The following is a 13,370-nucleotide window of genomic DNA, read 5'->3' as shown; positions in this document are numbered from 1 at the left end:
AACTAAGATGCAGTCGGCTGAGAAAGTGCTGACAGTCCCCAAGGAGTTTCTTAAAGCACCGGGAGGCTTCAATCTTAATGTTTCTATGTTTTTCACTGCCTTAACCCTGATTACTTTTTCTACCTGTGGTTATTGGCTTTGGAATTGGCCTGATTGGATTTGTTTTTGTTTTAATGTTTTAGCATTACATTTATCGGGAACTATTATTCATGATGCTTCCCATAACTCAGCCCATAGTAATCGAACCTTTAACGCTGTGCTAGGACATGGCAGTGCCTTAATGTTAGGCTTTGCTTTTCCTGTGTTTACGCGGGTTCATCTTCAACACCACGCCCATGTTAATGATCCAGAAAATGATCCGGATCATTTTGTTTCTACAGGAGGGCCTCTATGGATGATTGCCGCTCGCTTTTTTTATCATGAAATTTTCTTTTTTAAACGTCGTTTATGGCGTAAATATGAACTTTTAGAATGGTTTCTCAGCAGGCTGTTCGTGTTTACCGTAGTATTTTTAGGGATTAAATACGGGTTCATGGGCTATATTATGAATTTTTGGTTTGTTCCTGCTTTAGTAGTAGGGATAGCCCTAGGTTTGTTTTTTGATTATTTACCTCATCGTCCTTTTAAAGAACGTGATCGCTGGAAAAATGCCCGAGTCTATCCTAGTCCAATCCTTAATTTGATGATTTTTGGACAAAATTATCATTTAGTGCATCATCTTTGGCCGTCAATCCCCTGGTATAAGTATCAACCTGCCTATTACGCCACTAAGCCGCTTTTAGATGCTAAAGGGTGTGATCAAAGCTTAGGATTATTAGAAAAGAAGAATTTTTGGGGTTTTCTCTATGATGTATTTTTAGGGATTCGTTTTCATGAAAAAAAGTCTGAGAAGCCAGCTTCTTAAAACATTTTTTCGCCCGAACATCCCCCTGTTATTTCAATTAGAGCTTTGGCTCTAATTTTTAATTTTTAAATGCTCAAAGACTTTCTAATCGATTAATCGCTTTCCGGGTTCTGTGGTTAACGATTCCGTTGCGGATTGATTAAACTGAAAAGTAGAACTCTTTCTAAGGAAGCAAGACAATGACTCCTAATCCTGCCATTATGAAATCTGTTGAGCAACTGGGTTATCGCGTTACGGTTGGTGACGTGGCATCCCAAGCAGGCCTAGAAATTAATCTCGCCCAGCAAGGACTATTGGCATTAGCCTCTGATGCGGGAGGACATCTACAAGTTTCCGATACTGGAGAAATTGTCTATCTGTTTCCTGAGAACTTTCGTTCTATTCTCCAGAACAAGTATTGGAAACTGCGCTTAAAGCAATGGTGGGAAAAAGTCTGGAAGGTTTTATTTTACTTAATTCGGATTTCTTTTGGTATTGTTTTAATTGTTTCTATTTTATTGATGATGATTGCCATTGCGGTCATCGTTATCGCTATTAGTTCTAGTCGTGATAATGATAACAATAGTAACAGTGGGAATTCAGGCGGAGGGATTTCTTTTTTCCCGGTTTTTTGGTTTTCTGATATTTTCTATGTTTTCACTCCCGATTATGAAGGGAATTACTACGAGCGTCAACGAAGACGAGCGAATAGTGCTGAATCATCTCAGAAAAAAATGAATTTTCTTGAGGCAGTATTTTCATTCCTTTTTGGAGATGGGAATCCAAATTTTAATTTAGAAGAGAGACGCTGGCAGGAAATTGGGACGGTGATTCGTAATAATGGCGGCTCAGTTATTGCTGAACAAATTGCTCCTTATTTAGACAATATTGATCGGTTCAATCAGGAAAATGAAGATTATATTATTCCGGTTTTAGCTCGTTTTAATGGATATCCTCAAGTTTCTCCTGAAGGCGACATTATTTATTATTTTCCTGAATTACAAGTCACGGCTAAAAATCAAACCGAAAATTTTCGACAAAACAATTCATCGAGAATGGATTCTCTACCTGTAGCTAGTTATCTAAAAGAAAAACTATGGCGCTTTAGTGAAGCTGAAAGTGGACAAATTTTATTGGCAACGGGTTTGGGTGCGGCGAATATTATTTTAGCTTTAGTATTAGGTTCATTGTTAAAAGAACAAATCGTTACTCAACTCGGTGGCTTAGTGGCTTTTGTTCACTCTATTTATTGGATTTTATTAGGTTATGGTATTGGATTTTTAGCCATTCCCCTAATTCGCTATTTGTGGATTCAGTGGCGCAATAGCAAAATTGAACAACGAAATCTACAACGAGTCGCTAGAGCAGAATATTTAAATTTAAATCAGCATGAATTTCAGGATAAATTGGCCTATGCTCATCAATTTGCGGCTGAAAAAGTAATTACAGACCAGGATATTACTTACTCCACTGAAAAAGAATTATTAGAACAGGAAATTGAACAGTCAGATAAAATTGATGAGGAATGGAGACGACGTTTAGAGTCGGGTTCATAAAGATTAATGATCTTGGATTTGAGAATTGCTCAAGTGTTAAATTAAGTTAGAAAATGTGGGCTTAAATTTTTAACTTATCTTAAAAAGTTTTCCTTTTAGTTACAAGTTGTTACAAATCTTGAAGAGATTATTGGGAGCCAGATAAACCCTAGGCTAGGATGGAAACGTAACATAACTTTACTGTGACTATGAGCTTAGAACGAAAAGTTATCCGCCTGCAACAACCTTCTACAACAGTGCAAAACTTGACTACACCCCAGTTTTGTTCTGAACCTGGGTGCCATAAACCCCTTTCAAAACCGGGTCATCAATATTGCTACGAACATTGGAAACAGCATCATCAATTTTCCTCTAATCAAAGTGTTTCTCATTTTGAATCTTCTCTGTTATCTGCCACACAAATTAGTCAAAAATTATCAATTCCTAAAAATAGGGTTAATGCGATCTTAGCTGAGTTAGGTTTATTAAGTAAAGATCAAAATGGTTGGGTAGCCACCAAATTAGGTGTTAATTTTGGCGCAGTTGAAAGAGTTCATCCACAAGATAAAACTAAATATGTTTTGTGGCCAGAATCGGTGTTAAATAATGCGGTATTTTTATCGACGATTGAGAATATAAAAGGGAATTTTATTGAGTCTAGTGAAGCAAAATTGCATGAGTTTAAAGGCTTTCGTGAACAATTTAGGATAGAGGCCAATTATCGCACAACGGATGGTCATTGGGTACGCTCAAAGGCAGAAATGTTAATTGATAATTGGTTATATATGTCGGGATTAGTTCATGCTTATGAGCGGCGGCTTCCCATTGAGGAAGAACTTTATTGTGATTTTTACCTACCGGCAGGAAAAGTCTATATTGAATATTGGGGATATGAAAATAATCCGGAGTATTTAGAACGGAAAAAAGTTAAACAAGATATTTATAAGAAATATGATTTTAATCTGATTGAGTTATCAGATGAGCAGATCAAAAATATAGATGATTATTTGCCTAGGATCTTAGTTAAATTTGATATTGTTGTTAATTGATTTTTTATTGATATTCAGAGACTAAATTTTTAATTTTTTTCAGGGTTTGTAAAACTTGATAAAAATCAACATTATTTCGTTTTGATAAAGTTAGCTTATCAGAAAAATTATATTGGCTGTTTTGTTGGTCTAATTTAACAAAAATGAAATCTTCTCCATTGGTTGCCATCCCATAAACTGGTTTGTCTTGATAAGGGTTAGCCATCATATAAGCTAAGGTTTGAGGAATAGCAATTGAAACATTAAACCCATATCGTTTAGCTTCAATAACAACTAGCCAAAATTGATTTTGCACTACTAGCGCATCAATAAATCCTTGTAGGGACATTTCTCTATCTTCTAGTTCAATTTTAACAGCTTTTTCAGCCCGAATTTTAAAAGGCGGGTCACAGAGTTTGACCAGTTCTAATAAGGGAGATATCATAATAATATTAATTGTGCCTTCTGTAACGGCGTTGTCATTGGCATAGTAAAAATATCGGTCTTTTAAATTATTTAAAGTTTGTCGTTCTGAGTCAGTTATATCCGGTAAGTTTTCAAGCAATTCCCTAAAAAAATTATCTTCTGTATTACGAGTAAGATTAAAAATTTCATGAACTTCGGTTAAACTGGAAACGGCTTCTGTAATGGCGAATGTTTGGATCATAGTTTTTATTTTATATAATATATAAGAAGGAGGTGCGTTACGCTACGCTAACACACCCTACGGGGATTTGATTATACTATTTTGGAGTTGCTCAATGGCGGACATGATACTATCTTGATGATTATCTAATAAGGCGTTTTTAACTTCTTGCAAATAGTCTAGGATAGCCACTCTTAAAATCGGTTTTTCTACCTGTACTGTATGATTATAATCCCATAAATCCCAGACAATAATCCCTATGCTAACAATGGGATCGAGAAATTCTACTCCTAATTTAGCCGCTACTGTTCCCCCAGTTTTAGCCGCTAGTTTAGCACTAGATTTTCCGGCCAGAGATAAAGCGAGTTTACTGCCTATTTTGGCGGCTGAGGGAATAATGGCTTTAGCTAATAAATAGGTGCTTCCTCCTAAAATAACTTTCATGGATAAGTTAGAAATATTTCCCTCTGTATCGGTAATGGTAATAGCAATATCATCTAAATAGTTTTCCCACTCACCTTGAGGAATATGATAACGAGTTTGAATGTTAGAAACATTTTTTTTGATGGCTTCAAGATATTGATTGCTGGTTTCTCGGGTGATTCTTTCGAGTTGGAGTTGAGCTATTTTTGGTCTGAGTACCCGTTTAGCAAATTCTGTTTGAACTTTCTCGGTTAGTTTTTCTGCTACGACTTGATTAGGTGAGGGTTGATTGTTATTTATTTGATGAATAACCGCAGATTGTAAATAAATAAAAGGTGTTTTAAATTCTATCCATTTTTGGTTGAAATAATTAAAGTACCAAGGAATAAAGCTATTGTCTACCCGGGTCATTAATTCATCTACCCATGTATTGAGTTCTTTTTGAGCAAAGTTTTTTGCTTCTGTTCGTGCGGCTTGAAAAGCAGTTACTAAAGCTTGATCAATTTCGTTTTGATTGGGGATTGTAATAACAACTTCTTGGGCGGGTTTAGGGGGTTTTAAGTTTGCCGGGGGATTAGATGAAGTGGATATAAAAAATTTACCAACAAGTGGTATAATTACGATTAATATAACCGCAAGCCAGAGAAAAGGAATAATAGACTTGAGAAGTTGACTCCAAGCTTGTAGGCGGCTGGTTTTTTCGGTATAAGTGGGTTTTACTGTTTGTTCTGGCTGAGAGTTTTCGGATTGAGTCACCATTACCCTCCTGGATGTAAATATAGTTGAGGTTAGCGATAGATACTTCTATCATAGAAAGTATTTATAAAATAAAACTTAAGACAGCCAGATAGTTTACGATTTATGACTCTAACTGCTTAATGATTTTTGGTGGTACTGCTTGCCGGTCAACAGGATATCCATGAAACCCACCTGCATTATCATTTTGAAATACATAATATTTATTATTATAGAAACTATAAATCTGCTTACCCGATGGTAATCCTTTATCTAGTGCCGCTTGTGCTTCTACATCAGTTAAATCCATATAAGTTCCCGAACCACCTCTTTTATGTTTAGGACTGGGAACATAGCAACGGCGTATTTTATTAGCTTGAGCGACATCAGTTAAATTTTCAATTTCTCTGATTTGAAAAGCTTGATTATTTTCACTAAAGTTTACAGAAATAGAGTCGGATTGGAAATTAGGAGCATTTTGTAAGCTAATTAAAACCCCATTATCATAAGCCGCACCGGCTATTGAACTAGAAGAAATATTTTTAGAATTTAAATAACATTGACAATTATCAAGTAATCCTTGTGTATCAATAAACGGACCTTGCTTCAACATGATAAGTAAAGCTTTTGCAAACTTTTGTTCTCTTGAGTTTGATGATTTTTGTTTTTGCTTGACCATCAATTTCTTCATCAAGATTACTAGCTTCATCATATAAATCTAAATCGAATGCTTCCTCTTGTGCCATAACAAATACTCAAATAATCTAACTATAAAAAAGTATAAGGTGAGCAATGCCCACCCTACCAATATCATAGCGGAGAAAAATCAAAACTCAGTTCTAATACGAAGAGAAACCGATGAAGGATTAAATTTTCGCCTCTTCCTTAACTAACTTGTCCCAACCTAACTGTTTTAAATTGTTATTCCGACGGAGAGGACGAGTAGCTAACTCAAGGATATCCCGCGCATTTGTAAACCCATGAATTTGAGCAAAAGTAAACTCAACAGACCATTTAGTATTAATTCCTCTTGCTTCTAAGGGGTTCGCGTGGGCCATACCCGTAATAACTAAATCGGGTTTTAACTCATAAATTCGTTGAACCTGATTATAATTATCCGGCTTTTCAACAATCTTAGGCATGGGAACACCCATATCATTACAAGTCTTCTCTAAAAATGCCAGTTCAGCCGCTTGATAACGCTTATCCATATAGGGGATACCTATTTCATGACAAGTCATTCCACAACGAATTAAGAACCGCGCTAGAGATACTTCTAAAAGATTGTCTCCCATAAAGAAGACGGACTTACCGCGCACAAGTTTCGCATAATCTTCTATACTTTCCCAAATTTGGGCTTCTCTTTCTTCTAACCCTTTCGGTTGAATGCCAAAAACCGAGCAAATTTTTTCGATCCAGGCGCGTGTACCATCCGGACCAATAGGAAACGGTGCGCCAATTAATTTACATTTACGACGACGCATTAAAGTGGTGGCAGTACGAGATAAGAAAGGGTTCACACCAGCTACATAATACCCTTCTTCAATAATGGGTAATTCTGTATAGCGTTTAGCCGGTAACCAACCGGCAATTTTAACCCCTTGTTTCTTCAATTCTAGGGTGAGGTTGGTAACAACGGGATCGGGTAAAGAACCAAATAAAATTAGGGGAGGATGATCGATATATTCAGATTCTTCGGCTTTTACTTCTTCTTTTTTGCGTCCGAAATTGAGCAGTTTATGAATGGCGTTTCTTTCTTCTTTTTCGGCTTCTACTTTTACCTGGGTAGGACATTTATGAACCATTGCCGCTAGGACAGTATCTTCTCCTTGGGTGAAGGCGTAGTCTAACCCGTTTGCTCTCGCGGTTACGATGGGTATACCTATTTCTGATTCTAACTTGGGAGCCATTCCTTCCAAGTCCATTTTAATGATTTCGGTGGTACAAGTGCCGATAAAAACTATTACGCTTGGGTTGCGGTCCCGTTTTATTTGGAGACAAAGCCGCTTTAATTCTTCGTAGTCGTTTAGCTGTGCCGAGATATCCCCTTCTTCGAGTTCGGCCATGGCGTAACGGGGTTCAGCAAAGATCATTACTCCCATTGCGTTTTGTAGGAAGTAACCACAGGTTTTGGTACCGATGACGAGGAAGAAGCTGTCTTCTATTTTTTGGTATAACCAAGCTACGCAGCTAATGGGGCAAAATGTATGATAATTGCCGGTTTCGCATTCGAATTGTAGTGCGGATGGTTCGGTAGTTGCGGTCATTTTTTGAGTTCTCCTATTTTAGTTTTGGTTTTGTTTGCGGATTTCTTCTAGGTAAGGATCGCTTTGAGAGTTTTGAGAGTTTGAGGCTTCTTTTGCTCGTTTTTCTAGTTCTTTTTCGGGATCAAAATCAAGCCCTAAAACTTTAATAATAGAGTCTTCCTCTGAATTAAGTTCACAAAAAGGAATCAACCAATTTCTTAAATTTGGCTCTAATACACTTATAGCTCCTATTATTAAATAACTAGAAGGTCGATAACCATCATCAGAAATTTCAACCCAACTTTTAGTATTTTCAAGCATTTCATTAATCCAAGAACGATTATGCTCGTAATAGGAAAGCCATTTTTCTTTAAGAGTTGCCTTTAATTCCTCAAAATTACTCATCAATTATTCTCCCAATTCATTTTTCCTCTTTTAATGTTGCTCTAATTTGGTTTAGGTATTCAGTATCAGGATCGGGTTCAGGTAGTAGGGGAACAATTTCAAGTTCTTGAACTTTGGCGAGTTCTTCTGCTCTTTTCTCTAGTTCTTTTTCAGGATCGACATTTAACCCTAATGTTGCTATAACCGTCTCAGTATTAGAATTAAGTTTAAGAAAAACCGGAATAAAAGCCGCTATTTCTGGCACTAATACGCTAATTATTCCTAAAATAATTAGACCTGGAGGACGAATACCGCCATCTGATGCTTTAATAGCCATACCTGTGTCCTTAAACTCTTTTAACCAAGACAAGTTAGCTTGACAATAATCTAAATACTTGTCTTTAAGAGTTACCTTTAAATCCTGAGATAAGCTCATAAATATTCGCCAAAATTCTGATGGTAAATTCGCAGAGTAAATTGAAATTTTGCTCCCGCCCAACCCCCCTTATTAAGGGGGGAGTAAGAAAATATTTGTCTAAAAAGGAGGGAGCCAGAAAAAAATTGCTCTAAATTACAGAAGCAAAGAACTATTTTCCCATCAAAATCGCTTCTACTCAGACAATAAACCTCTCTACATTTCCCCCTTATTAAGGGGAGTTGGGGGGATCTTTCCTGATTACACCATCATCAAATCCAACTCTTCTTGTACCGTGACTTGCGGCTTAGTAGGATTAAGGTAAAAATCAGATAATAAAGTGAACAACTCCCGGTCTTGCGCGTCATTAGGAATGACCCCTTCAGGAAGCGCCAAAAGTTGGTCAGCGATATTGAGATAATAATCACAAACGTAATTCAAAGAAGGATCACTATCGGCCATTTCAAACAGAGTCTTACCCTTCACCCGAGAAACGCGAATATCTTCAATTAACGGTAAAATCTCTAACACCGGCATGGGAACCGCTTCTATATACTTATCAATCAAATCCCGCTTAGAAGTCCGGTTACCTATCAAACCCGCCAACCGTAACGGGTGAGTTCTGGCTTTTTCTCGTACTGATGCCGCAATGCGATTTGCCGCAAACAGCGCATCAAACCCATTATCGGTAACAATCAAGCAATAGTCAGCATAATTAAGCGGCGCGGCAAACCCCCCACACACCACGTCACCCAGAACATCAAACAGAATCACATCATACTCATCAAAAGCATTCAATTCCTTGAGGAGTTTAACGGTTTCACCGACGACATAGCCGCCGCAACCTGCACCCGCAGGAGGCCCACCGGCTTCTACACAGTCAACACCGGCATAACCTTTATAGATGACATCTTCTGACCAAATATCTTCATAATGGAAAGATTTTTCTTGCAGAGTATCAATAATGGTAGGAATCAGGAACCCTGTTAAAGTAAAAGTGCTGTCATGTTTGGGATCGCAGCCGATTTGTAGCACTTTTTTGCCTCTTTTGGCTAAAGCCGTCGAAATATTACAGCTTGTAGTAGATTTGCCGATGCCGCCTTTTCCGTATACCGCTAGTTTTAAAGTCAAGGTTCGTTTCTCCTAATTCAGCAATTATATGTTTGTTTGTTTATGGCTGCTGTGTCTGATGACCTTGGCAGTGGTTTTATCTTGTATATCCCATTGCTTGAATTATTGACTAAGTGTTGTGGAAAGAAAAGGGGGGGTAAAGATCGGAAGGGGTTTAAAAATGAAATAAAATTTTATCTTTATTTATATATTTATTTATTTTCTTACTCTTCAATGCTAGAAAGCTATTTATTTTAAATTTAGTTATTTGTGTATTTAATTTAAATAAATAAGAACAAAAGACAAATTAAACCTGACTGAACCTGAAAAGCCCTAATTTAAAATCGGTAAAACCCTTGTCCAATCTAGAATTGAAGCTATCTAGGATCTTGGATAAGCTGTATTGGTCTATAGAAGTCAATTCTTGCTGATGGTTAACTGAGGTGCATTTCAGCCCTGTTTGAAGTGGTAACTAACCTTGGTACAAATGGATTGGCAGAGTTTATGAATAATAATTACAGTTTCTCGAATGTAGAGTTAACGGTAAAACTGCTCTGTCTACAAATTACTATTTAGCCCGCGCAGGCGGGCTTTGCTGGTGTAGGCTAACCTTTCAGGGTTAAGGCCTTTTATTCTTCATGGACTTGGCCAACTCGGCGAATCTCCAAAATATCACTCATATTTTTAATTTTTTGAGTAATATATTCCAACTGATCATGATCCCGTATATCAATACTTAAAGCAATTAACGCTGGTTTACCCATGCTCGTTTTCACTTCAGCATTGCGAACATTAATATTTTCATCGCTCAGTCGGGATAAGATATCTCTGAGTACCCCTACCCGGTCAATGGTTTCAATGACAATATCCACAGGATAGGTTTGAGAACGTCCATTAACTGGATTCCAACTGACCGGAATAATCCGCTCCCCAGGAACATTTTCCACGTTGGGGCAGCCTTGACGATGAATGGAAATTCCTCGGGCGCTACGAGTCACTACGCCAATAATGCCTTCTCCGGGCAGAGGATGACAACAGCCGGCAATATGGTACAACAGACCCTCAACGCCAGCAATGGGAGATTTATTCGTTTCAGTGGGGCTGGGTTGACGAATGACCGTTTGAGAGGGGATTTCGCTTTGGAGGGTTAGGGGAGCAGTGCTTTCTGGTTGAACCTTATTAATTTCTCTGAGGCGGTTAACCACCTGATTTAAAGTCACCTCTCCATAACCTAATCCCACCAGTAAATCTTCGACAACCTGGTAATTACAGATTTTGGCCACCTTCAGCATGGGTTCAGATTTCAGCAGCGCGTCGAAACCGGTTTTGCCTAATTCCTTTTCTAATAAGTCTCGTCCGCGAATAATATTTTCTTCTCGGCGTGAGCGCTTGAACCACTGGCGGATGCGGTGACGAGCCGAAGGCGTTACCACAAAATTAAGCCAATCTAAACTTGGATGACTATTTTTACTGGTAATAATCTCCACGATATCCCCATTATGCAGAGGGGTATCTAACACCGACCAGCGCCCATTGATTCTTGCGCCTTTCATGTGATGGCCCACCTCGGTATGAATACGATAGGCAAAATCAACCGGCGTTGCTCCTCGTGCCAACACGATAACATCCCCCTGCGGGGTGAAGACATAGACATCATCTTCAAATAAATTATCTTTTAGGTTCTCTATGTATTCTTGGGCATCTTTCAAATCGTTTTGCCATTCAATTAGCTGACGCAACCAAGTAAATTTCTCATCTTCTGAGGTTAGATTATAATTTGAACCCCCGCTTTCTTTATACTTCCAGTGAGCCGCAATCCCATATTCAGCGATATGGTGCATTTCTAATGTCCGAATTTGTACTTCTAGAGGACGACCGGTGAACCCTACTACCGTAGTGTGTAGAGATTGATAGCGGTTAGATTTCGGTAACCCGATATAATCTTTAAACCGTCCTGGAATGGGTTTAAAAACATCATGAACAATGGCTAAAGCCCGATAACATTCGTCTTTTGTTTCCACAATAATTCTTAAGGCGGCAATATCATAAATTTCATGAAATTCTTTACGCTGCCTTTGCATTTTGTGATAAATTCCATAGAGATGTTTCGGTCTTCCCTGGATCTCTAAAACATTCACCCCGATTTGATGGAGTCCTTCTCGTATCGTCTCGGTAATTTGCTCGATTCGGGTTTCTCGATCAATGCGCTTTTCGGCTACTAAAGCCTGTATTTCTCGGTAAGCTTCGGGTTCTAAATATTTAAAGCATAAGTCTTCTAATTCCCATTTAAACCGTCCAATTCCCAAACGGTTAGCTAAAGGCGCAAATATTTCCCGAGTTTCTAAAGCGATGCTACGCTGTTTTTCGGTAGCCAGATGTTCCAGCGTTCGCATATTGTGCAGTCGGTCTGCCAATTTTACTACGATCACTCGGATATCTTTGGCCATTGCTAAAAACATCCGTCGAAAATTTTCCGCTTGACGTTCAGTTTTGCTAGAAAAATTAAATTTTGATAGCTTAGTTACCCCTTCTACCAGTTGACGAACTTCGTCTCCAAATCTCTGCTCAATATCTTCTAAAGTCACTTCAGTATCTTCTACCACATCATGGAGAAATCCTGCTGCTATCATGGTACTGTCTCCACCTAGGTCGCGCAGTAATCCAGCTACGGCGATCGGGTGGGCTATATAGGGTTCTCCTGACTTACGGTATTGTCCTTTATGCAGTTCGTAGGCAAAATTAAATGCTCGACAAATTAAACCGATCTCTTCTGCTTGCTCATTGGTGGAGTGAGCGATTATACACTCAGACAGCCACTTAGGCAAGGGGATATCGAAGGAAATATCAGCAGAATTGGGTTGGGCGACGGTAATGACGTTCATAGATAACTACTGTAAGAGTTACTGATAGAAAAAATAGCGGGGACTACTTTTTAATTTAACGATATTTACACTTGTGGAGTAGTTCTACAAGTGAATTAATGCAATGCTGAGGATGTCATTTGTTATGCTTATTATCACAGCATCCAAATTCAAGCCAGGCCGAGAATTGACTAGATATTTTAAGGTTTTAGTCTCTTGCTCTAGGGCTGTTCCTCTAGGCTCTATCTCTCATGTTAAACATAACTTAACAAATTGTAGCAAACTTTGGTAGTCCATGTTACCGAAATCTGTTCGTCAAGCATATCACAGTTTACTTAAAACTCTCTTAATCTTACAGCAGCATTTAGAGGCAAAAGAACCTGATGTCACTGGCCTCCAAGCAATTTTTGAAGAGATAGAGCAAATTTTCGCCGCCAAAATTCTTCCTTTAACCTCTCTTGAGGCCCCTCTAGAATTGCCCGAGCGCTGGCAGTCTATTCAAACTGAAATTCATCGGGACTGGCGGCTGTTGCGAACAGACTTTTTATTCTGGCGTACCTCCTCTCAAAGGGCTACCGCCAAAACTCGATTAACTCTCCTGAAAAGTCGTCTCGCTCGACTGATAGATTACTGTCAAATTCTCGATGGAGAGGACAAAAATACAGGGGTGGATTAAGGATTTGAAAAGCTGATTATATAGAAATAAACAATCAGATTGTCTAATATTATAACTTACTGATTTCCCTTGATTTCTAGCTGCTTTAAAGTGGGATTAGACAGATAACTTTGTAGTAACCTTGCGATTAGCCTAGGAAAATTCCCAATAAGTCAGCTTAAATTCGATGGAGTGCATGACGGATAGTCATTAGAAGTAAGTTAGCAGTAATTAGACAAGCCGATTGCTCTACTGTATGTTCCCTAACCAACTTCAATTGTGACTTTTACTCATCGTGGGGTCAACCGAAGTTTAAGGTTTTAAGCCTAAGTTAAGATATTGAGCCACGATTAAGGGTAAAACTAATGATTAAAGGCTTTACCACTCAAGAGTTTCAGCCACCAGACAATCACAGCCAACTACAGCCAAGATAATTTCCTTAATTTACT

Annotated in this window: 13 protein-coding genes; 4 read left to right on the top strand and 9 right to left on the bottom strand. The window is 38.3% G+C overall.

What is annotated here, in order from left to right:
• Positions 1-7: 7 nt before the first annotated feature.
• The 3 genes from crtR to CYAN7822_RS26240 all read left to right on the top strand — a co-directional run bounded on the left by crtR (position 8) and on the right by CYAN7822_RS26240 (position 3,467).
• A complete protein-coding gene (gene crtR, locus CYAN7822_RS26250; RefSeq protein ID WP_013325291.1) occupies positions 8-904 on the top strand; it encodes a beta-carotene hydroxylase in 897 nt (298 codons plus the stop codon).
• A gap of 179 nt (positions 905-1,083) precedes the next feature.
• Positions 1,084-2,439, top strand: coding sequence for a hypothetical protein (locus tag CYAN7822_RS26245; RefSeq protein WP_013325290.1), 1,356 nt, complete (start codon positions 1,084-1,086; stop codon positions 2,437-2,439).
• Positions 2,440-2,627: 188 nt separating this feature from the next.
• Positions 2,628-3,467 (top strand): hypothetical protein, encoded by an 840-nt coding sequence (locus CYAN7822_RS26240; RefSeq protein ID WP_013325289.1) that lies wholly within the window; start codon positions 2,628-2,630, stop codon positions 3,465-3,467.
• A 4-nt stretch (positions 3,468-3,471) separates the two neighbouring features.
• On the opposite strand, the gene CYAN7822_RS26235 is transcribed toward CYAN7822_RS26240, so the two are convergent.
• From CYAN7822_RS26235 to CYAN7822_RS26200, 9 genes are all read right to left on the bottom strand, one after another.
• On the bottom strand, positions 3,472-4,113 hold the full coding sequence (locus tag CYAN7822_RS26235; protein ID WP_013325288.1) for a type I restriction endonuclease: 642 nt from the start codon (positions 4,111-4,113) through the stop codon (positions 3,472-3,474).
• 57 nt (positions 4,114-4,170) lie between these two features.
• A complete protein-coding gene (locus CYAN7822_RS26230) occupies positions 4,171-5,274 on the bottom strand; it encodes a hypothetical protein (RefSeq protein WP_013325287.1) in 1,104 nt (367 codons plus the stop codon).
• 100 nt (positions 5,275-5,374) lie between these two features.
• Positions 5,375-5,863: a hypothetical protein gene (locus CYAN7822_RS26225; RefSeq protein WP_013325286.1), complete on the bottom strand. Its 489-nt coding sequence runs from the start codon at positions 5,861-5,863 to the stop codon at positions 5,375-5,377.
• Positions 5,838-5,996: a hypothetical protein gene (locus CYAN7822_RS37960; protein WP_013325285.1), complete on the bottom strand. Its 159-nt coding sequence runs from the start codon at positions 5,994-5,996 to the stop codon at positions 5,838-5,840. Before CYAN7822_RS37960 ends, CYAN7822_RS26225 begins: the two co-directional genes overlap by 26 nt.
• A gap of 120 nt (positions 5,997-6,116) precedes the next feature.
• On the bottom strand, positions 6,117-7,517 hold the full coding sequence (locus tag CYAN7822_RS26220; protein ID WP_013325284.1) for a ferredoxin:protochlorophyllide reductase (ATP-dependent) subunit N: 1,401 nt from the start codon (positions 7,515-7,517) through the stop codon (positions 6,117-6,119).
• Positions 7,518-7,535: 18 nt separating this feature from the next.
• Entirely contained in the window at positions 7,536-7,901 is a 366-nt protein-coding gene (locus tag CYAN7822_RS26215) for a DUF5331 domain-containing protein (RefSeq protein WP_013325283.1), read from the bottom strand.
• Between the two features lie 16 nt (positions 7,902-7,917).
• Positions 7,918-8,316, bottom strand: coding sequence for a DUF5331 domain-containing protein (locus tag CYAN7822_RS26210; RefSeq protein WP_013325282.1), 399 nt, complete (start codon positions 8,314-8,316; stop codon positions 7,918-7,920).
• A gap of 240 nt (positions 8,317-8,556) precedes the next feature.
• Positions 8,557-9,426: a ferredoxin:protochlorophyllide reductase (ATP-dependent) iron-sulfur ATP-binding protein gene (gene bchL, locus CYAN7822_RS26205; RefSeq protein ID WP_013325281.1), complete on the bottom strand. Its 870-nt coding sequence runs from the start codon at positions 9,424-9,426 to the stop codon at positions 8,557-8,559.
• Between the two features lie 608 nt (positions 9,427-10,034).
• A complete protein-coding gene (locus tag CYAN7822_RS26200) occupies positions 10,035-12,287 on the bottom strand; it encodes a RelA/SpoT family protein (protein ID WP_013325280.1) in 2,253 nt (750 codons plus the stop codon).
• A gap of 274 nt (positions 12,288-12,561) precedes the next feature.
• Here CYAN7822_RS26200 and patD point away from each other — a divergent pair, with 274 nt between their 5' ends.
• Positions 12,562-12,942 carry a heterocyst frequency control protein PatD gene (gene patD, locus CYAN7822_RS26195; protein WP_013325279.1) on the top strand — a complete coding sequence of 127 codons (381 nt, stop codon included), beginning with the start codon at positions 12,562-12,564 and terminating at the stop codon, positions 12,940-12,942.
• Positions 12,943-13,370: the final 428 nt, after the last annotated feature.

It is taken from the genome of Gloeothece verrucosa PCC 7822 (genome assembly GCF_000147335.1).
Classification (GTDB): Bacteria; Cyanobacteriota; Cyanobacteriia; order Cyanobacteriales; family Microcystaceae; genus Gloeothece; species Gloeothece verrucosa.
This window is presented reverse-complemented; position numbering and strand designations above follow the sequence as displayed.